Raw genomic sequence first — 20964 nt, forward strand, 5'->3', positions numbered from 1 at the left:
CCCCGTCCTACCGTCCAATGTTTTGTATATTGGACGATTTGTAAAGTATATTAGCGGAAATTATTAGATAGAGAAGTCCTCTACATATACCTTTGCCTTTTTGATGCGCAGGTAAACCGTCTCTCCCGGTAGTAAATTGAGGTATTTATAGGTTTCTTGTTCCAGGACGGATTCGATGAGGGTCCCTGTATCCACCCGTTTTAATTCCACTCGGACATTTCGACCCGTGGAATGGATGTATTGGATTTCGGCTGCAATCCCTTGTTCTTTTTCCCTCACAATTTCCACGTCATAAGGTCGCACATAAGCAACCGCATCCGATTCTTTGATATTTTCATGTTCAGAAGAATCAAGGGCGATGTTTCCAATTTTGGTTTTTCCTTCTTCGATACGACCATGGAAAAGATTCACATCACCTAAGAAGTGAAAGACAAAAGGTGATTTTGGTTTGTTATATACTTCGTCTGGACTTCCTACTTGTTCAAGTTGTCCTTGGTTTAAAATCACAATCCGATCACTCACTTCGAGTGCTTCTTCTTGGTCATGGGTAACAAACACACTTGTGATATGGATTTCATCGTGGAGTCTACGTAACCAATTGCGAAGTTCCTTTCTTACTTTTGCATCCAGTGCTCCGAATGGTTCATCAAGTAATAAAAATTTAGGTTCGATGGCAAGTGCACGAGCGAGGGCAACACGTTGCCTTTGCCCACCTGATAGTTCATGTGGATACCGATTGTGAAATTTTTCAAGTTGGATAAGAGTTAATAATTTTGAAACTTTTTCTTGGATCTCTTGTTTGGAAGGCCTTGTGGATTTTGGTCTTACTTCCAAGCCAAAAGCAATGTTTTCTGCAATTGTCATATGACGAAACAGTGCATAGTGTTGGAAAACAAATCCAACTTCACCATTTTGGATTTTGGAAGAGGACTTTCCTTCGCCTACAAACCGTACAGAACCAGAACTTGCTTCTTCAAGACCTGCAATGATTCGGAGTAAGGTTGTTTTTCCTGAACCCGAAGGACCGAGTAGAGCCACAAGTTCACCATCGGGAATAATTAAGTTTACATCTTTTAAAGCAGTAAACGAACCAAAGTTTTTTTGTACATTTTGTATTTCGATTGGCATATTAGGATCTCTCGGTACGTTTTTCCAAAATCAATTTGAAGATTAGAGTGAGGAGTGATAAAAACACAAGTAAGGTGGCACAAGCAAAAGCACCTACGGAATCAAATTCATTGTATAACATTTCTATATATAAGGGAAGAGTTGTGGTTTTACCTCGTATGTGTCCACTAAGAACTGAAACGGCTCCAAACTCTCCCATAGCCCGTGCATTACAAAGAATGATCCCATATAACAAACCCCATTTGATATTGGGAAGGATGATTCTTAGAAACAATTGACTAAAACTGGCACCGAGTAACATCCCTGCTTCTTCCTCTTCACGGCCTTGGCTTTGCATGAGAGGAATGAGTTCTCTTGCAACAAAAGGAAACGTAATAAACACTGTTGCGAGGATGAGTCCCGGAGTATTAAAAACAATTTTGATTTGATGTTCTGCTAAAAACTCACCAAAGGTTCCTTGTCTTCCGAATAACAAAAGAAAGATGAGACCAGATACAACGGGTGAAACTGCAAAAGGAGAGTCAATGATAGTGATGAGAAGATTTTTTCCTGGAAAGGAAAACCTAGTGATCGCAAAAGCAGCAGTAACTCCAAAGATTGTATTTAAAATCACAGAAACAATTGATACTTTTACGGTAAGACCAATAGCAAATAATGCATATTCACTTGTAATTGATGAGTAGTATTTTTCCCAACCTTCCGAAAATGCTTCTGTAAACACTGTATAAATAGGCAAAAGTAATAGGATGCCAAACAATGTATAGGCAAGTAAAATAAGAAAAATGGGCAAAAGTTTCGATTTCATGTAAGTTTTTTGGAAGCTCGTTCTTGGAAAAAATTTATGAGAAACATAAATAAAAATGAAGTAAGTAACATCACAAGTGCGATCGAAGTAGCCTTTTCGTATTCGTATTGTTCCAGTTTGGTGACGATGAGTAGAGGGAGGATTTCTGTTTTACCAGGTAGGTTTCCAGAAATGAATACAACAGACCCATATTCTCCGATACTCCTTGCAAATGCCATCCCGGTTCCAGCAAGTAGGGAAGGCCAAAGTTCGGGTAATAAAACTTTTCTAAATGTTTGGAATGGAGTCGCACCAAGGCACCTTGCACTTTCTTCTAGTTCTTTGGGAAGTTCTTCAATGACAGGTTGAACAGTTCGAACGACAAAAGGAAATCCAATGAATACAAGTGCAATGACAATGCCAATGGGTGTATAAGCAATTTTGATTCCCCATTTGTCAAAAAAAGAACCGATGATTCCAGTTGGAGAGTAAATCGTAGTCAGGGCAATCCCTGCGACAGCGGTGGGCAAAGTGAATGGTAAATCAATTAACGTATCAAAAAACTTTTTGAAAGGGAATTGGTATCGAACGAGTACCCAAGCGAATAAAAATCCAATGAAAAGATTGAGAACCGCGGATATGAGTCCTACACTAAAACTTAAAAAGAGCGCAGATCGAATGCGCTCTTCTGTAAACACTTCTAAAATCCCTGTGAATCCAATCCCCAGGGAATGATAAAAAAGTCCAAATAATGGAATGATTACAACGGCAGACGAATAAAAAACTGTGAATCCTAAACTGATCCCTAAGTGGATTTTTTTGTACGGCCGTGTTTCAATTTGCATATTTTATTTGGTTTTGTAGATGGCATCAAAGACACCTCCATCTGCAAAATGTTTTTTCTGTGCAGTGTCCCAAGTTTCCCCTAAATCGGATAGAGAAAATAATTTGATATTTGGAAAATCTTTCGCAGAGGATTTGCTGACTTTCGGATCAATGGGTCTAAAAAAATGTTTCGCAATGATGGTTTGGCCTTCTTTGGTAAAAAGAAATTCTAAATATGCAGTCGCTTTTTCTAAATTCCCTTTTTCTGTCGCAGTTTTAGTCACAACAGCAACGGGTGTTTCTGCTCGAATCGATTCCGATGGATAGATCACTTCTAAACTATTTTTACCAGAACGTTTTTCCTCATCTAACGCAAGTTTTGCCTCGTTTTCCCAGGTAATGAGAACATCACCGATCCCACGGTTCACAAAGGTAGTGGTGGATCCGCGAGCACCTGTATCTAGGACAGATGTATTTTGGAACAATGCTTTCACAAAGTCCGTTGCTTTCTCATCAGACTTATACTTTCGCTTTGCATAACCATAAGCAGCAAGGTAATTCCACCTAGCTCCACCACTCGTTTTAGGGTTTGGAGTGATGACAGAGATTCCTGGTTTTACAATATCATCCCAATCCTTGATTTTTTTGGGATTTGATTTACGGACGAGGAAAATGATGGTAGAGTAATAAGGTGTACTTTTGTTAGGAAGTTTGGATTGCCAATTGGCATCAATTAACTTTGATTTGCTGGCGATACTATCAATATCATAAGAAAGTGCTAAACTGACAACGTCTGCTTCCAGTCCATCAATCACTGCCCTTGCTTGTTTTCCTGATCCACCGTGGGATTGTTGGATTGAGAACTCTTCGCCTTTTTTCTCCTTCCAGGATTTTAAGAAACTTTTGTTAATATCTTCATAGAGTTCCCTAGTTGGATCAAAGGAAACATGGAGAAAGGTTGTTTCAGCCAGTAGAGAAGTGGCAAGCCCAATTCCCATTATGATAGTCAATATGGCAGAAAAATTTGGTTTAAATGGAAGGAATTGGGATGTTTTTTTCATTTTCTCGTCCTTTTGGTTAATAAAACAAACTAATCCTCCAATTTAGTGAATTTTTGTCAATGGAAAATCGAACTCTTTTTTTGGGTCATCTCCGTTTACCGACATAAACCTGGAAAGGAAGAAGATAATTCTCTCAAGGAAATCTGGGGAAGTTCGATCCTTAAGGGAGAAGGCACCCCAATGAATGTAAATGTTGATAAACAAAACCTAATTCCCTTCCCTCAAGTTGAATTGAGACCAGGCAAAAGGGACGGTGCCGATAACAACTATTTTGCGGTAAAAGAAAGTTTTGGTGAGATTTTAGAAAGGGAATTCCAAATCCATTCTGAAAAACCAAACTCACCTTCCGAATGGAAACCACTGCAAGCAGAGAAGAATCCATCTGATTCCGCAGCAGATGTTGTTTCAAAAATGGAATCAAACCAACCATCCAATTCGAATGTAATTCCATCAAATGAAGTAAATGACAACAATTCATCACAAAAAACAAACGAAGAATCGAAAGAAGAGATTTCGGAAGAAGAAGACTTAGACCGAGATGCACTCGAATACAGCATTGGAATTTTATCCAACCAACATCTATTCGATCAGAAATTCCTTCCTGCAAATGAAGTAAACGAATCTTTACAAAAAGAAAAAACAGTTGCCCTTTCTATGCAGAAGTCTGCAGAAAAAAATACATTGTATGCAACAAAGGAAGCAAAAACGTTTTTGGAAGAGACTAAAAAATTAGCAGAAAGTCTTTTGCAAAAAGACTTCGCCAGTTCAAAACAAATTATTTCCAATCACAAACAAGGTCTGCAAGATTCAATTCCTTCCAATCTAGTGAAGTTTCCTGGTTCACAAAAAAAAATACAAACGGATAGAGTTGTGAACGAAACGAAACAAAACCCGAACGTAAGTTCACAAAAAAAAGAAACGGAGCAAAGTGGGTTAAATCTTGTCACATCTTTTCTCACAAAAGAAAAGGGGAATCGTGGACTTGATAATGAAAGTCCTTCGGAAACTTCTCTTCGCAAACTTGATCCAAAAGGCAAAAGTTCAAAACATAATAAATCAGAAACAGTTTTAACTGAAACAAACTTAGAGAGAGAAAATTCCAATCTTTCCATCACATCTGATAAAATGGTACGAAGTTTAGGATATAAAGAAAAAGAATTCCAAAAACTGAATGAAAACAAAAACCAAGTCCAAAATGAAAAAATCAAAACCGATTCAACTTTTGTAAACCAAGTGCAATCCATTTCATCTTCCAAAATGGGCGAAGAAAATGGAAAATCTTCAGAAGATAAAAGTAACAAACAAGGATTTAACCTTCATTCGGTGGAAAATAAACTTCATAGTAAAGCGGAAGATGTAAAAAATTTAGAACGAAATCAAAAACCGAAAGAAACAAACTTAAAACAAAATTTGGATGAACTCATCAAACAAGCAAAGTTTGACATCGTTCAAAATGGAAAGTCCAGTGCTGAAATCATTATGAATCCAAAAGAGTATGGTCGTTTGACTCTTAAGGTGACTGTGGATGGAGAAAAAGTAGAAGGTCGAATTTTAGTCGAATCAGAAGAGTTACAAAAGTCCCTTCAAAACGAAATCCAAACGATTAAAGAAAATTTAAAAGAGTCTGGTCTCGACTTACAAGCGCTCATCATTGATCTATGGGATGATGGAAATCAATTTGCAGAGAGACAAAACCAAAACGAACTCTATCAAACACTGATGGAAACTGCAAAAAACCGCGGGAATATTGAGAAATTGGAAAAAGAAAATGGAGTTGGTTTGGATGATATTTCTTTACCACCTGATTCCAAAGTATTAGAATTTTTTGCTTAAATTTACGAAATAAAAAAAGATCGAGGACAATATGCCAGACGGAATGCAAGATATCTCTACACAAAATTCTGCAAGAACAAAATACTTTGAAGGTGATAGAAGTTTTAATATCCGCAAACATTTGGACCAACTGGAAAAAGAAGAGACAAGTGGTTTAAAAGGAATTGAAATCCGAGAAAAACAAAAGGAGTTAGGAAAAGACGATTTTCTAAAACTACTTTTGACACAACTGTCTCACCAGGATCCAACAAACCCAGTACAAGACAAAGACTTCATTGCACAAATGGCTCAGTTTTCTTCACTCGAACAGATGAAAAATATTTCTTCTGGAATTGCTCGGATGGAATCTAAACAAAGTTATTCGGTTGTAGGTAAAATTGTATCAGGGCCAGATTTAGTGACTGGTGAAGATGTCACTGGCCTTGCAGGTGCAATTTTGTTTGATAACGAAGGTAAAACCTATGTTCGTGTGAATGGTCGTATGCTCGATGTTTCAAAAATCAATTTAATCTCTGATCCAGAGTTATTAAAGTCAGAAACACAGTTCCAACAACAACGTCCGACAAACATTCCAAACAATACGTTAAAAAAACAAGAAGCTTATCAGGATTAATTGAAAAAGGTCGATAAAAAAAGAGAGGATAGAACGTTATGATGAGATCACTTTATTCCGGTGTTTCCGGATTGAAAAACCACCAAGTTAGAATGGATGTTATCGGTAACAACATCTCTAACGTAAACACACATGGATTTAAAACAGAACGTGTAACGTTCCAAGATATGATCTCACAAGAATTGCAAGGTGCTTCTGAACCAAACGAAAGGATTGGGGGAACAAACCCAAAACAAGTAGGTCTTGGATCTCTCATTGCTGCGATTGATAAAATCATGACACAAGGTGCCTTACAAACAACAGGTAAAAACACTGACCTTGCTGTATCCGGTGAAGGTTTCTTTGTTGTTAAAGATGGAGACAAACAATTTTATACACGTGCAGGTGCTTTTAACGTAGATAAAAATGGTTTTTATGTAAACCCAGCCAACGGACTTAAAGTACAAGGTTGGAATTCAAGACTGGATGAAACTGGAAATAAATACATCAACTCTGCAGGGTCTCTAGAAGATATCGTAATCCCACTGTATTCCAAAGAACCTGCTCGTGCTACAAGAAATGTCGACTTTCAATCTAACCTCAATGCAAGTGTAGCAGCTGTTCCAGCAGATGCAACGGAAGAAGACATCCAACGTTATATCAATGACCCAGATCCTCGCCAAAGACGTGGCCATGTAACTTCCATTAACGTTTATGATGAATTAGGAAACACTCGCCAAATGGGTGTGGAATTTTATAAAATGCGCGACAATGTTTGGAAGATGCGTTTTAAACTAGAAGATGCAAGCCAAGTGTCAGTGGATGTAAATGGAACAGGTGGTGAAAACACTAGTGTATCTGGAAATACAGAACTCGAAGTTTCTTTCACACCAGATGGGAAAATCATCAGTGTATCCGATGGTGTGGATTCACAAACCACAGGCAAACTCCAAGCAGATATTTCCTTCCGCATTCCAGGAAATCCAACAGCGCAAAAATTCAGTTTGAACCTTGGAGAAGCAGGACTTGTGGGTGGAATCACACAATTCTCATCTGACTTCACAACAAAAGCAGTGAAACAAGATGGTTACCCAATGGGATATATGGAATCGTTTTCCATTGATAACACAGGAACGGTAACGGGAGTTTTCTCAAACGGAGTCCGCCAACCTCTCGCACGAGTTGCTCTTGCCAACTTCACAAACCCAGCGGGTCTCAATAAAGAAGGGGACACGATGTATAGTTTCTCTTTAAACTCTGGGGAAGCAAACATTGGGGAAGCGGGAAGCCAAGGACGTGGCAAAATCAATGCCGGCCTACTCGAGATGTCAAACGTTGACCTTTCTGACCAATTCACAGATATGATTGTGACACAAAGAGGTTTCCAAGCAAACTCTAGAACCATTGTGACATCCGACCAGATGATCCAAGAAGTTCTCGGTCTCAAACGATAAGAAGTAGTGGAAGGACGGGGGTAACCCCGTTTTTTCCTTGAGTTCTGCAAAATTCTAAGAAAAATAGGTCAAACTAAACTTTTTAGAATTGTTTCAATTGTCACGTTTTCAAAAAAATACACTCCTCATTTTCATCCTTCTGGCGTCTATCGCCTATGCTCCGTTATACTATTCAATCAAGAACGTAGTCAAAAAAGAATCAATTCCAATCACGTTAGAAACTCCAGAGACGGTTGTTTTTTTTAGTTTAGGTGAGTTTGATTCCAAAAGGGAAATGAGTGACCCGAGGACGATACAACTTCTACTTCAAACTACCCATTTCCAATTCCAAAATACAACAGATGCTGTGTATCTGGGAAAACACTCTGAACTTTCCCCTTCCAAACAAAGTCGTTCGGAGATCATTCTAAGTGGAACTTTCCAATGGGAAGAAAAAGGAATCAAATTTACTCCTAAGCTTCGTTATGTTGAGTCCAAGTCTACGACAACGGGAAATCCTATCTTTGTGAAATACGAAGAAAGAGGAAAATTGATTTTGGAAGTACAATCTTCTCTCACTCATTTGGTAGATGAAACAATAAGACTCAACCGACTCATCAAACGAAATCCGCAATGGGTATTTGTATCAGAGGAAGAAATTCTTTCTGAATCAGAATTTGTGAAACTCTCAGAATATGATTTTAACGCTAGTTCCGAGAGCCGAAAAACTGTTTTAGTTTCTCTCAATTTGAAAACCAATTTTACAGAGTGGCTTAAGGTTAAGGATCGATTGGAGAAACAAACTGAGGATAATTTAAAGGAGATATGGAAAGAAGTTGGTTCCAATGCAAAATTATCTAAGTTTTTACGTTTCCAAATTGCAAAAAACATCTCTCATTTTTACTTCGATAAAGCAGAGTATTCAAAATCCATCGAATATGCAACTTTTGCCAAACGAGAAAAAGAATCCTCTAAACAAGTATTTCATAGTGATTATGCAGACATTCTTTCCTTAATTGGAAAATGTTTGGTGTTAGATGGGAAAAAAGAAGAATCGATATTTTATCTGACATCAGCTAAAAAAATCTATGAAACTTTAGGACTCTTAACTGATCCAGATGGAATACAAAACTCCTATTTTTATGGATTGGTGTTATTTGATGTTTCTCAGTTAGAACTTTCTGCCTATGAACTTTCTTTTATCCAAGGAAAACTCAGTGATGTATACCAAACGATTTATTTGGATTACAATTTAGCACAAACTCTCTATCGATTGGGCCGATATGATGCGACGATCACATTGTTAAAAGAACAACGCACTAAAATCTTTGAGGTTTCCATTCCGAATTTTGATATTGCCCTACAATCTCTACTATTGTATGGAGCAGCCCAATATAATGTTGGAAATTGGAGTATCGCAAAATCAGTTTGGGAATCGATTCTTCATGCAAAATCAACGTATGCCATCGAAGAAAAACCTTATTATCGATTTGCACTGTTTAATTTGAGTATTTTGTCTAGGGAAAGAAATCATATCGAAGAATCGGAAGAGTATTACAAACAATATGTAAAACTTTCACCTTATGGCCAAATTGAACCAATACCAACAACTGTGAATTTTGAAATTGGAAAACCAATTTATCCTTATACATGGAATCTAACGAATAATGGACTTTTTTCTGAATTAGAAGAAAAAACAATTCGTTCGTATACTGGTAGGTATTTATTCCAATCCCAAGATGAAGAGATCAGAGCGAGAACCTACGAAAATCGATTAGAAGATACCAATTTAATCTTAGATGATCTTTTGAATCCAAATGCCTATCTCTCAAAATCGATGTTAGTTCTCAGAAAATCATTGTTTGGTGACCTGAAATTACATGAGAGAGGGAACCAAGTTGTATTTTTAGACATTGGTCCTGCATTGAACCACCCCGAGTATCCAGGTGTCACTTCCCAAGCGGTTGCAAAACATTTTCCCAAAATGGAAGTTGTGTTATGGGAATTACCTGGAGAAGTGGAACTTTTTTTGAAAAAAGTAAAACCTGAACTGAAAGAAAAATTATATTCTTTTTCTAACATTCGAATTCTATCGGCAGATGGAGTTGGTGATTTTCAAACTGAATACAATGATCCCAAACATTGGATTCTAAGGAATCGTTCCATTCCTAATTTGAAGCAGAAAACGGTTATTATACGAGCTGCAAATTCCATTGATATATACGAACCTTACACAAAAATTTTACCTCATTTCCAAAACCTTGGAAAGGAACTTAAAGAAAACCCAGTATTGTATTTTTTCAATCGTAGTATTCTACTGAAACCAAAGGGAAAAGAAAAGTTTATCCTCATTGGAAACCAATCCATAAGAGGGTTTCATCATAATTTCCAAAGTTTAGATCGTAATGGAGAACCTCCTTATTCGATCCTTCCATTTAGTATCAGCGAAGAGGTGATACCATGATCTCGATAGAAATCGATTTTATTTATTTTTTTACATCTCTTTTCTTTTTGCAGTATAGTTTGGTGTTTGTAACAAGTAAAGAGAATAGAAATTTGTTCTTACTGTACTGGATGAGTCTTTCTGTCATCGGAATTTTTCTCTTATTCTCTCTTTCGAAATGGGGAATTTCCGTTTTTGGTTGGGATACCCAATCCATTTTTATGCTTCTAACAAAAACCAATTTAATTTTGTTTTTTGCGTTTCAGGTGTTAGGAGAGAGAATATTCTCATATTCACGAATTGTCGGTTTTTTGATTTCGATTTTACTCACTCTTTTTTTTGGGACTTTTTTTTATTGGATCCATTTGTTTCAATCACAACTGTTCGCAGAGGATGAGTCTCGGCTTTTACCATTCACTGTTGCCATGGGTGCTTTTGTATGGTCTCGGGAAATGTTTTGGAATTCCGCAAAGTCAAACGAATCAAAGTTAGTGGAGGAAGATAAACAGTATCTAATATTTTTATTTTTACCTTGTATTCTATTCCTCTTATCACCTTACAAAACAAATTATGAATTTATTGAAATCATTTCAAAACCAGTCCTTTTGGGATTTTCATCATTAATTGGTTTTACAATCATTTCTCAATACCTAAAAGTTCCCATCCCAAGAGAAGCTGAGATCGGTGTATGGTTAGGAAGTATCGGGTTTTCAACAGCGATCAGTGTAGATTTATTGGTAAGTATACCTTTGGCATTTGGGATTGGAATGTTTGGTCGAGGAATCTATTTTTATCTAGATGAATTGAAATGGTCAGATTCAGGAAAACGAGGAGTTGTTTCCTATTTGGTTCCGTCCGTACTTGCAACTTTTTTGCCGTTTTTAGTCGTGGAACCAAAAGATTGGAATCATTCACCCTATGTCTTGTTAGGGGTCCAAGTCTTATATTTTTTGAGTTTTTATCTAATTTCAAGTTTAGTTTTTGGCTTTCTACTTCTAATCAAACCAAAGTCAGAATAAATTTTTGAAAAAACAATCGACAGTGAATTTTTTGCTGTCGATAGTAATTCTGTGAACCCATCTTCGGATTCGAAATATATCATCACGGATGACCCTTTTTTTGAAGGTAAAATCGCCGATTTTTCTAAAAAACTAAAAACAAAAGTCCTTCCTCTCTCCGATTTACCCAATACAGATTTTGATTCACAAGGAAAAATCATAAAACTCTTGTTTTACATCTCTCGTTATGAGGTGGAAAATAAACACAAAGAAATCCATCAGTTTTTAAAAGAAAATCCTACAATTATGTCCAACATCATCGTTCGGGCACCAATCGACTACACAGGTTATATGGCATTGTCGATCGAAGAGGAATTGTTTTTCACTAATGTTCCAGATGATGCTCCTTTGGTATTTCTCATCAAAAATTTGGTAAATGCATTCACCAGCTTGCAGATGATAGTTGATAAGTTTGAACTCCAAAAACGAATCAATGTATCTACGAATGAGATTTCAAAACTAACAAAAATTGGAATCAGTTTAGCCAATGAAAAAGATTTTACGAAATTACTTCGAGATATTTTGAATTCAGCACGCGAGATTTCCAATTCAGATTCTGGTTCTTTGTATTTGGTGGAAAAAGATGAAAGGGGGAATCCAAGAAATTTAAGGTTTAAAATTTCTGCCTTGGATTTAAATAGTGATGAATTTATCCTCCCTATCAATAAAAAAAGTATCGCAGGTTATGTTGCTTTTACTGGCAAACAATTAAATATCCCAAACGTATACGAACTTTCGGGCAAAGAAGAATATAAGTTTAACAGTGATTTTGATCGAATGAGTAATTATTACTCAAAGTCAATGTTGGTGGTGCCCATGAAAGACCACCATGATGAAGTAGTAGGTGTTATCCAACTCATCAATCGCAAAAAGAATTTTCAAACCAAACTGACATTAGATGAAATGAAATCGAATTCAGTTTTGGATTATGATAAATATTCGGAAGAACTTGTGATGGCAGTTGCAGGACAAGCTGCCGTTGCGATCCAAAACAATAACCTTGTCCATGAAATTGAAACCTTGTTTGAAGGGTTTGTCACTGCTAGTGTTTCTGCGATAGAATCTAGGGACCCAACAACATCTGGTCATTCCTTTCGTGTGGCACAGTACACCGTTGGACTTGCTGAATCTGTGAATGGAGTGCAAGTTGGACGTTTTAAAGATGTTCACTTTAACGAATCTCAAATCAAAGAAATTCGTTATGCTTCCTTATTACATGATTTTGGAAAAGTTGGTGTAAGAGAAAAGGTTTTGGTAAAAGCCAAAAAATTGGAAGATTATGAGTTGGATCTCATTCGTTGGAGATTCCAATTTATACTGAAAGATGTAGAAGCAAAACTTGCACAGAAAAAAATAGAATACTTAAAAAAACACGGTAACAATGGTTATCCTCAGTTTGAAAAATCAATCGAATTAGAATATACATTAGAGAAAGAAAAATTGGACGAGATGGTTCGTGTCATCACCGATTCGAATGAACCAACTATTTTGGAAGAAGGGAATTCAAACTTTTTAGAAGAGATTTCGAAAATGAGTTACCACACAACTGATGGGAACCAATTGAGTTTGTTACTTCCAAAAGAATTTAATTTTTTATCGATTCGTCGTGGTTCTTTGGATTTTGAAGAAAGGAGGGAAATTGAATCCCATGTGGAACATACGTTTCAATTTTTATCCAAAATTCCTTGGACAAGAGAACTCAAAATGGTTCCGAGTATCGCACATGGCCACCATGAAAAATTGAATGGGTCGGGATACCCTAGGGGGTTGTCTGCGGTCGAGATTCCCGTCCAGGCGAAAATGATGGCTATTGCTGATATTTTTGATGCGTTAACGGATCAGGACCGTCCTTATAAAAAAGCGGTTCCACTCGATCGGGCGTTTGATATTTTAAAAATGGAAGTGCGAGACCAACACATTGATGGAGACCTTCTCGACCTCTTCATTGAAAGTCGTGCTTACGAAAAAATTCAGCACAAACGATAAAAAAAACCTGAAAAAAAGTTCGTCTTTTAAAGCACCTCCGAAACTTGTGTGTCTAAGCATTAGGAGGAGAAATGAACCAAAATCTAAAAGGTCGCACAGTGATCATTACTGGCATTACAGATGCGTCCTCACTTGCACTTATCATTGCAAAAGAATGTAAAGACCAAGGTGCCAAACTTATTTGCACAGGACTTGGGAAAACACCTTTTCACAAAAATTTATCTGAAAACAGCATAAACTTTTTAGATCGTACATATGCAGATTTTCAAAATACCGTAAAAAAAGAATTAGGTGAAGATGTGATCACCTTCCCTCTCGATGTCACCATCCAAGAGAGTATAGATTCCTTTGCCGACTTTTTGTTAGAAAAAAAGGAAAACATTCATTCTTTATTACACTCCATTGCAATGGACAAAACCATTCGCCAAGGGAAAGTAAAACCAATTATGACCGTTTCTAGAGAAGAATTTATGGATGCGATGAATGTTTCCTCTTTTTCTTTACTTGCGATTGTCCAAAGCCTTTATAATCGAAATCTTTTAACTACCGGAGCATCCATTGTTGCTCTCAGTTATTTAGGTGCAGAAAAAGTTGTAGTTCATCCATATAAAAACATTGGTGTTGCCAAAGCAGCACTCGAGCGACTTGTGAAAGAGATGGCTATGGAATTGGGACAAGAAAAAGAAATCCAAGTGAATGCAATTCGATTTTCTCCTTACCGAGCAAGTAAAGCTGGTTCTGCAATTGAAGGATTAGAAGAAGCTGAAATCCATTGCCAAACTTCCTCTCCACTTGGGAATGCAAAAGCAAAAGACCTTGCAGAAGAAGTATGTTATTTGTTCCGTCCTTCCAATCGAATCACTGGTGAAATTCGACATGTGGATGGTGGATACCATATCCGAGGTTAAAACTTACTTTAAGGTTGTTCCAAAAAAATCTTGGATTAGATTTTTAAAGTGATTCCCTCTCTCTTCAAAGTTTTTATAGAGATCAAAACTAGCACCTGCCGGTGAAAAAATCACCGTCAGGATTTCCTCATTTTGTAAATTTGATTTGGCTAACCAATGATGATCAATTTTTTCTTTCACTTCAGTTAGTAATGATTTTAAATCATCAAAATAAAAAACCGGTAATCCTGTAAGATTTAATTCTTCTCCCCAAACTTCTTTTGCCTTTCCAAAGACAAATAGAGGACACTCTAACTCTTTCCATCTTTTTATCAGTGGTTGAATTGGTTCGACTTTCGGAATTCCACCTAATATCAGATAAATGGGATCACCTTTTTTGAAACCGGAGATTCCCGATAACATCGAATGTAAGTTTGTTGATTTTGAATCATTAATGAACCGAATGGACTGGTATTTTGGATTGATGGTTTCTGTGGGAATGGATTGAAACCTGTGTGGTAAACCATCAAATGTTTCCAATTGTCTTTGGATTTGGTCTGGATTTAATCCCACAACCTCAGCAAGAGCAATGGCAAAACATAAATTCATAAGGTTGTGTTTTCCTTTTAGAGGGAATAAGGAAACATCATATTCATGATTTGGTGTATGGATTTTATTTGGGTTTTGTGTGACAAAATAAGATTCATTTTCTCCAACCAAATGTAAATTGGAATTCGTTGGAATCATAAATGGAGTATAAGTGAAAAAATTTGGATTCACAAAACATTGGTGTTTGTTGTCTTCCAAATTTTGAATTTTCCATTTTGCGAGTGCATAGGATTCCATGGTTTTATGCCTTTCTAAATGATCGGATGCAAGATTTAAGATGGCAGATGCCGTCAGTTTTAAGTTAGGTGAGTCGTCCAATTGATAACTTGATAATTCTAATACAACAATCTCTGGATTTTCCCTACAAAACGAAGTAAACGGAACTCCAATATTCCCTCCCATTTTTGCATTTGGGTATTTTTTCTTTAGCAGATGAAACGTTAAAGCAGTAGTTGTCGATTTGCCATCGGTGCCAGTGATCCCAATTACTGGTCCATTGAAAAAAATTCTGCCAAGTGCAATCTCACTTAGGATGGGAATTTGTTTCCCACGTGCCGTTTCTAAAATTGGGTGATCTGGTAGGATTCCTGGACTTTTGATGAGACAATCAATTCCATCAAGACATTCTTGTGGCATAAGATCGGACAAAACTTTCGTATACAGACTTTGGTTTGCTTTCTCTGGGAAACGATCCGCGAGAATGACTTTTTTCCCAAGGGAATTGAGTAGGAGAGCTGCCGAATCACCGGAGGACCCACCCCCTAAAATGAGAAATGAGTGAAGATTTTTCAGGTCAGATTGGCTCAGTATGGATTCAGAAAACATTGATTGACACTCCGTTAAAATACATCGATTTTGTAAAATCATATCAGGTTGGGTAAATAGGTGCTGAAACACGAAGTGAAAGACGGAAAACTAGTCGTTTATTTGGAAGGTCGATTGGACGTTTCTGTGGCGAATGAAGTGGAAGAGGGACTCACTGAACTCATTGACTCTTTAGGTCATAGAAAGGTTCTTCTCAATATGAAAGATGTAGAGTATATGTCTTCCTCGGGGTTTCGTGCTTGCATATCTACCTTACGCAAACTCAATTCCAAAGAAGGATTACTTAAGATTTCCAATATCAAACCAGCTGTAAAAAGGATCTTTGATGTCATCGAACTGACTTCCTTATTCGATATTTATGATTCAGAAGAAGCAGCGTTAAAATCCTTTTGACCAATTCATTTGAATCCTATTTTACACAAAATTGTAGAAACGAAACATTCTGAAATCAATGAAAGTCGTGGTAAGGTTTTACCCGACAGAACGATTCCCATTCGAGATTGGAAATCTCATCTCAAAACAACATCCATCTCGGTCATAGCCGAATGCAAAAAAGGTAGTCCCAGTGCTGGAGTGATTCGGCCCGATTACAATCCGGTCTCCATTGCCACCGAGTATGAAAGTTCAGGAGCAGGTGCCATTTCTGTCCTGACTGATAAATCGTATTTTTATGGTTCCCTGAGTGATTTACAATCTGTTGCAAACAAGGTTTCTGTTCCAGTCATTCGTAAGGATTTTATTTTAGATCCAATTCAAATCGATGAAGCGTATGCTTATGGTGCCTCTGCAATTTTACTCATTGTTCGTATCCTTTCACCAGAACAATTAAAACTTTTACATGAACATGCGACTCGACTTGGTCTTGCTGTCCTCGTGGAAACCCATAACCAAAAGGAAGTGGATATTGCATTAGACATGGGGGCAAATACCATTGGGATCAATACACGCGACCTAGATACATTTCAAATTCACAAAAATCTAATTGAACAAATTGCACCTAAATTGGATTCGTCGATCATCCGAGTGGCTGAGTCAGGAATCGAATCTTTTGAAGATTGGCAAAAATACAAAGGAATGATTGATTCTATGTTAGTCGGAACATTTTTTATGAAAAGTAAAAACATTCCTGCTGATTTTTTGGCTCTTCTGAATGGTAAAACTGCCAATCGAAACTGAAAAATAATAGGACTCGAATCGAATTCATTCTAATTATTTGAATTAAATGTTGTTTTATTTATAAATTCAGGTTTTTTAATATAGAAAACTATGGTCTGGAAGTCATTCTTAAAAGGTATCTTCCTCTTTTTAGCCTACATTGGTTCTGCCAAATTGGGTATGGAATATTTTGCATTCCAACCTATGAATTTGGCTGTATTATGGATCCCTTCTGGGATTGGTCTCATCGGATGTATATTTTTCGGATATCGATTTTTCCCAATTGTTTGGTTAGCAAGTTTTCTTGCTAATAAAGATGGTTTGATTAGCAGTCAATTCCAACTCACACAATTTCAATTGTATCTTAGTATTTGTTTAACTGCGACAGTTGATGCGTTTCAATCAGTTCTCGCCTATTATTTCTGGACTAAAAAAATAAGAAAAAACCTCAATTCGACAAAAGATAATTTTTATTTTATCGTATATGTTGCCTTTTTATCTAGTTTAATTTCGATTTTACTTATCGGAATGGTACTAAATTCCTTTGGATACTTTCATAACTTAAATTTAAATGAAATCGTTCGAACCCTCGTTGTAATTACCTTTGGTGATACAATTGGAATTTTTATTACTGTTCCGATGTTTATGGCTTGGAGGAAATTGGTATGGAAGGAGTTATCCTTACGTCTCGTTTTCTGGACAATCATATTTATCGTTTTCCAAGCAGTGATTGTTTATCAATTTCCCTATTTATTTTTTCTTTCGTTTCTGATTCTAATTTATTTAGGGTATCGGTTCCAAATTAAGGGAGTCACATTAGGTGTATTCTTATTGTATTTGTCGAGTGTACTAATGACTCGATTAGGTGTTGGACCATTCGTACAACCGGTTATCTTTGATTCTTATATTTATCTCATTTCGTTTTTGATACCGTATGCAATACTTGCTGAGTTTATCACCTTACAATACCAAAGGTTATTGTTCAATCGGTTTGAGTTAGAAAAAAAAGTATATGACCGAACTAAGTTGCTGAGAACTCAGATTTTTGAAAAAACACAAGCGATTGAAGCATTACACAAATCCGAAAAACTTTTAAGTGAGTCCAATCGCACAAAAGATATATTTTTTTCGATCATTGCTCACGATTTACGGAATCCGTTAGGTTCCTTTAAACAAATCACAGAACTGATGTACGAGGACTTTGATACCTATACCGATTCTGAAAAAAGGGAAACCGTTTTTGAAATTAAAAAATCTGCCTCGCGAGTTTATAGTTTGTTGGAACAACTTCTTGATTGGGCAAGAACTCAAACAGGCAATATGCCATTCCGTCCCAAAGAAGTCAACCTTCGGACAATTGTTTCTAAGATTACCGAACAAATGGCAGCTTTGATTCAGAAAAAGGGGATTCAGTTCACTGTAGAGATCCCCGAAAAATTTTCGTTTGTCTATGCAGACTCTGAAATGATCCAAGCGGTCTTACGAAATTTGATTTCCAATTCGATTAAGTTTACCAATGACAATGGAAAAATCCAAATCTCTGTCTCACAAGAAGAGGATGGTGTACGAATTGAATGCAAAGATAATGGAGTCGGAATGAATAGCTCTGATTTAGAGAAATTATTCCGTTTAGATGCACAGTTAACAAGTATAGGGTTAGAAGGAGAAAAAGGCACGGGACTTGGTCTCATTTTATGCCATGAATTTGTTAAATTACACGGTGGAGAAATTTGGGCCACAAGTGAAAAGGGGAAGGGAACTACTGTTAGTTTTCGTTTGCCTGATCCCAAATAGAATTTGATAAAAATCTGTTTTTATTTTTGAAACGATTAAGATAAATTCTCTTCTAAATTTGATTTTTGGCTATAAGGCAAATATACGATGAATTTTGTATTTCCTTTCGCTGATTTTACATCAATGATCCCTTTGTGTTTTTCAATGATCTGTTTCGAAATATACAATCCAAGACCAGTTCCTTGGCCAATTGGTTTCGTTGTGAAAAAAGGATCAAATATTTTATCTAATATTTCTTTTGGTACACCAGGACCTGAGTCTTCGATGCTGACATAGGCAAATGGATTGTTCTTTAGAATCGTCTGATTGATTTCGATGTTGAGTTTTCCTTTCCCATTCATCGATTGGATGGCGTTTTGGATCATATTGGTCCAAACTTGGTTGAGTTCATCCGGATAACATTCAATTGGTGGGATATTGATGAAATTTGTTTTTAATTCGATTCCGTGTTTGAGTGAACCTTGCAAAATTGTTAGAATTTGATTCAGTGATTCTGACAATTGAATGGTTTTGATTTCTGCTTTAGGATCAAAATGGGTAAAGTTTTTGAGAGCTTGTGCGATTTTGATAGCACGATTTGCAGAAGATTGGATAGCGTTAGTCCCTTGTAAAATCGTGACAATTTTTTCTGTTAACAAAAGTAATGCTTTTGAATTGAAATCATGTAAAATTTGAATCCATTCCTCTTGTAATTCGACCACTCCCAGTGTTACGAAAATATCTGCATATTGTTCGCTAAATTCGATTTTGTTTTCTTCCAATTCAGTTAGAACTTGGGATTTTTTTTGTCTGAATTCGATTCCTGTTGGCAAGTTTTCTTGGTTTAATGCTTGTTCGATGATAGAATAAATAAAAGGAAAGCTCTTTTTGGAAATGGATTCCAATTGTGGGAGTTGTTTGAAGAAATCAGAAATATTTTCTCTAATAGAATCACTTGTTAAAATTACAGCACTTAAAGGCGAATTGATTTCATGTGCGACACTTGTTACGGTCATCCCAATTGATGATAATTTTTCGGATTGTATTAATTGGAACAATACGTCCTTGAATTTGATTTCAGCAGAAACAATTTCACCAGAAATATGTTTGGATAAAAAGAGAGACTGGAAAAATACAAATAAAAGGAGACCAAGGTTCAAATACATTGGTTCTGTTCTATGGATAAGAGTTAAAATGATGTCATTTGTCGCTGCACCAATTAAAAATAAAACTGATAACCCCAAGTAGATATAACCAGATCGTTTGTCTCGGATGTAACGAAATATCAAATAAAAATGTAAAATTAAAATAGGGATGATGAGGTAAAGGACATAGAAGTGATAAGAACTGATTGACCTAACACTTCCAAAAATTGTATTGATTAGTGGTATCAAGATCAGGAATGAAAATACATAAATGATTTTTTTGTTTATGTATTCTTTCGTGAGGCAGTGAATATAAAATAATCCAGCAATCACTCCCGAATATTCTGTAAACAAATCAATTCTGTAGACGAGTTCTCCCATTTTTTTGCCAGTTAGCAAGAAGAGGCTTTGAGAGCCTGTGGATAAAATTTGGAAAAACATCAGGATACAAAATAGAAAAAAGTATAGGGAACCTTTCACTTTTTTTCGTGTGAAATAGATTCCCAGTTGGTATAAACCTAAAAAAACAAGTCCACCTGCTAAGATTGCTTCTTGTAAAATGGAAACTTGGATTGATTTATAAATTTCTTCTTCTGTTCCTATGATGGGTGGAATCCGAATCCCACCAAAATGATAAAATCGATTTTTCACATAAAAGGTAAGTGTCACCTGAGACTGGTTTGTTGGTTTTAAGGAAAAAACTCTTGGCATTCGATCCATAAAACTTTCTTCATCGAACGAACCAAATTCTCCTATCAGTCCCTTGTCTTGGAAGATTTTGCAATCAGAGTGTATCAGGGGTAAATGAATTGCTAAGCGTTTCTCTTCTTTTGGAAGTAGGATCGTGAGTTTGTAGGTACCAATTCCGAAGCCTTCATCGTTAGCTTTTTTCTGGTGTTGGTTCCAGTTGGGTGTGTCAGGAATGGAAACTAAAATGGTATCGTTTGTATCAACTTCTGTGAAAACACCGGGTGTAAATTTCCATTCTCCATGTAATGGGAAAGTCGATTGGGTATGAAACAAGATTGTTTGTAGATCTAAGACACCATTTTGGATTTGTGGGAGAGTTTCGTGTGATTGTTTGCAAAAAAGAAAAAAAAGGAAACATAAGAATACGATTATTTTTGCATATACCTTCATCTGTTTACAATTTGTTTCCAAGCGAAATGCGCCTTTTAACTGACTTGATTTTTGGGAATGGTCAAGTTTATTTTCTAAATTTCTAAGCTAGGAATTTAGAATCTTTGTAACAGTCGAATGACGTATGTTATAAGAATCTCTGCCGATAAATGGTCAATTAACTTCACAGATATCAGTTTCAATCTTGCATCACTGCAAACCATTAGGGCGATGGAATACTCTCGAACCCCAGTTTTCTGGTTTTTCAAACCTGAAAAAAAAGAATCAATCCCGGACAATTTTTACAA

At 36.4% G+C, this 20964-nt stretch carries 15 protein-coding genes and 1 pseudogene; 10 read left to right on the plus strand and 6 right to left on the minus strand.

Translation table 11 applies throughout. The annotated features are described in order from the left end of the window. Window positions 1–63: 63 nt before the first annotated feature. From DI076_RS00565 to DI076_RS00580, 4 genes are read right to left on the minus strand one after another with little or no spacing between them, the layout of a single operon-like run. The gene (locus tag DI076_RS00565; protein ID WP_108958119.1) at window positions 64–1128 is read right to left on the minus strand and encodes a sulfate/molybdate ABC transporter ATP-binding protein; all 1065 of its coding nucleotides are present in this window, start codon (window positions 1126–1128) and stop codon (window positions 64–66) included. 1 nt (window position 1129) lies between these two features. Further along, window positions 1130–1933 (minus strand): sulfate ABC transporter permease subunit CysW, encoded by an 804-nt coding sequence (gene cysW, locus DI076_RS00570; RefSeq protein WP_108958120.1) that lies wholly within the window; start codon window positions 1931–1933, stop codon window positions 1130–1132. Next, the gene (gene cysT / locus DI076_RS00575; protein WP_108958121.1) at window positions 1930–2757 is read right to left on the minus strand and encodes a sulfate ABC transporter permease subunit CysT; all 828 of its coding nucleotides are present in this window, start codon (window positions 2755–2757) and stop codon (window positions 1930–1932) included. The genes cysW and cysT overlap by 4 nt, the downstream gene beginning before the upstream one ends. Window positions 2758–2760: 3 nt before the next feature. Next, window positions 2761–3798, minus strand: a complete 1038-nt coding sequence (locus DI076_RS00580; protein ID WP_108958122.1) for a sulfate ABC transporter substrate-binding protein — start codon at window positions 3796–3798, stop codon at window positions 2761–2763. Between the two features lie 180 nt (window positions 3799–3978). On the opposite strand from DI076_RS00580, the gene DI076_RS00585 reads away from it, so the two are divergent. The 7 genes and pseudogenes from DI076_RS00585 to DI076_RS00615 all read left to right on the plus strand — a co-directional run bounded on the left by DI076_RS00585 (window position 3979) and on the right by DI076_RS00615 (window position 14051). After that, the gene (locus tag DI076_RS00585) at window positions 3979–5631 is read left to right on the plus strand and encodes a flagellar hook-length control protein FliK (protein ID WP_108958123.1); all 1653 of its coding nucleotides are present in this window, start codon (window positions 3979–3981) and stop codon (window positions 5629–5631) included. A gap of 43 nt (window positions 5632–5674) precedes the next feature. Further along, window positions 5675–6214, plus strand: a pseudogene (locus DI076_RS00590) (flagellar hook capping FlgD N-terminal domain-containing protein); the annotation flags it as partial. Between the two features lie 68 nt (window positions 6215–6282). Then, entirely contained in the window at window positions 6283–7677 is a 1395-nt protein-coding gene (gene flgE, locus DI076_RS00595) for a flagellar hook protein FlgE (protein ID WP_108958124.1), read from the plus strand. Window positions 7678–7774: 97 nt separating this feature from the next. Next, the gene (locus DI076_RS00600; RefSeq protein ID WP_108958144.1) at window positions 7775–10120 is read left to right on the plus strand and encodes a tetratricopeptide repeat protein; all 2346 of its coding nucleotides are present in this window, start codon (window positions 7775–7777) and stop codon (window positions 10118–10120) included. Continuing rightward, window positions 10117–11118, plus strand: a complete 1002-nt coding sequence (locus DI076_RS00605) for a hypothetical protein (RefSeq protein ID WP_108958125.1) — start codon at window positions 10117–10119, stop codon at window positions 11116–11118. The genes DI076_RS00600 and DI076_RS00605 overlap by 4 nt, the downstream gene beginning before the upstream one ends. Window positions 11119–11169: 51 nt before the next feature. Further along, a complete protein-coding gene (locus DI076_RS00610; RefSeq protein WP_108958126.1) occupies window positions 11170–13143 on the plus strand; it encodes an HD domain-containing phosphohydrolase in 1974 nt (657 codons plus the stop codon). A 71-nt stretch (window positions 13144–13214) separates the two neighbouring features. Further along, window positions 13215–14051 (plus strand): enoyl-ACP reductase FabI, encoded by an 837-nt coding sequence (locus tag DI076_RS00615; protein WP_108958127.1) that lies wholly within the window; start codon window positions 13215–13217, stop codon window positions 14049–14051. A gap of 3 nt (window positions 14052–14054) precedes the next feature. Here DI076_RS00615 and murD read toward each other — a convergent pair whose 3' ends face one another. Next, window positions 14055–15464 carry a UDP-N-acetylmuramoyl-L-alanine--D-glutamate ligase gene (gene murD / locus DI076_RS00620; protein ID WP_108958128.1) on the minus strand — a complete coding sequence of 470 codons (1410 nt, stop codon included), beginning with the start codon at window positions 15462–15464 and terminating at the stop codon, window positions 14055–14057. 60 nt (window positions 15465–15524) lie between these two features. Between murD and DI076_RS00625 the strand changes: the two genes are divergently transcribed. The 3 genes from DI076_RS00625 to DI076_RS00635 all read left to right on the plus strand — a co-directional run bounded on the left by DI076_RS00625 (window position 15525) and on the right by DI076_RS00635 (window position 18413). Beyond that, the gene (locus DI076_RS00625; protein WP_108958129.1) at window positions 15525–15857 is read left to right on the plus strand and encodes an STAS domain-containing protein; all 333 of its coding nucleotides are present in this window, start codon (window positions 15525–15527) and stop codon (window positions 15855–15857) included. 9 nt (window positions 15858–15866) lie between these two features. Beyond that, window positions 15867–16640 carry an indole-3-glycerol-phosphate synthase gene (locus tag DI076_RS00630; RefSeq protein ID WP_108958130.1) on the plus strand — a complete coding sequence of 258 codons (774 nt, stop codon included), beginning with the start codon at window positions 15867–15869 and terminating at the stop codon, window positions 16638–16640. A 90-nt stretch (window positions 16641–16730) separates the two neighbouring features. After that, window positions 16731–18413: a sensor histidine kinase gene (locus DI076_RS00635; RefSeq protein WP_108958131.1), complete on the plus strand. Its 1683-nt coding sequence runs from the start codon at window positions 16731–16733 to the stop codon at window positions 18411–18413. Between the two features lie 35 nt (window positions 18414–18448). Here the strand turns inward: DI076_RS00635 and DI076_RS00640 are convergent, their stop codons facing one another. Next, window positions 18449–20677: an ATP-binding protein gene (locus tag DI076_RS00640; RefSeq protein WP_108958132.1), complete on the minus strand. Its 2229-nt coding sequence runs from the start codon at window positions 20675–20677 to the stop codon at window positions 18449–18451. Between the last annotated feature and the right edge of the window lie 287 nt (window positions 20678–20964).

Source organism: Leptospira ellinghausenii (assembly GCF_003114815.1).
Taxonomy (GTDB): Bacteria; Spirochaetota; Leptospiria; order Leptospirales; family Leptospiraceae; genus Leptospira_A; species Leptospira_A ellinghausenii.

What these genes read in the sequence shown, in the direction of transcription:
- DI076_RS00580 (WP_108958122.1), bottom strand. Translation starts at nt 3,798, where the DNA reads ATGAAAAAAACATCCCAATTCCTTCCATTTAAACCAAATTTTTCTGCC.
- DI076_RS00635 (WP_108958131.1), top strand. Translation starts at nt 16,731, where the DNA reads ATGGTCTGGAAGTCATTCTTAAAAGGTATCTTCCTCTTTTTAGCCTAC.
- murD (WP_108958128.1), bottom strand. Translation starts at nt 15,464, where the DNA reads ATGTTTTCTGAATCCATACTGAGCCAATCTGACCTGAAAAATCTTCAC.
- DI076_RS00605 (WP_108958125.1), top strand. Translation starts at nt 10,117, where the DNA reads ATGATCTCGATAGAAATCGATTTTATTTATTTTTTTACATCTCTTTTC.
- DI076_RS00640 (WP_108958132.1), bottom strand. Translation starts at nt 20,677, where the DNA reads ATGAAGGTATATGCAAAAATAATCGTATTCTTATGTTTCCTTTTTTTT.
- cysT (WP_108958121.1), bottom strand. Translation starts at nt 2,757, where the DNA reads ATGCAAATTGAAACACGGCCGTACAAAAAAATCCACTTAGGGATCAGT.
- flgE (WP_108958124.1), top strand. Translation starts at nt 6,283, where the DNA reads ATGATGAGATCACTTTATTCCGGTGTTTCCGGATTGAAAAACCACCAA.
- DI076_RS00565 (WP_108958119.1), bottom strand. Translation starts at nt 1,128, where the DNA reads ATGCCAATCGAAATACAAAATGTACAAAAAAACTTTGGTTCGTTTACT.
- DI076_RS00615 (WP_108958127.1), top strand. Translation starts at nt 13,215, where the DNA reads ATGAACCAAAATCTAAAAGGTCGCACAGTGATCATTACTGGCATTACA.
- cysW (WP_108958120.1), bottom strand. Translation starts at nt 1,933, where the DNA reads ATGAAATCGAAACTTTTGCCCATTTTTCTTATTTTACTTGCCTATACA.
- DI076_RS00585 (WP_108958123.1), top strand. Translation starts at nt 3,979, where the DNA reads ATGAATGTAAATGTTGATAAACAAAACCTAATTCCCTTCCCTCAAGTT.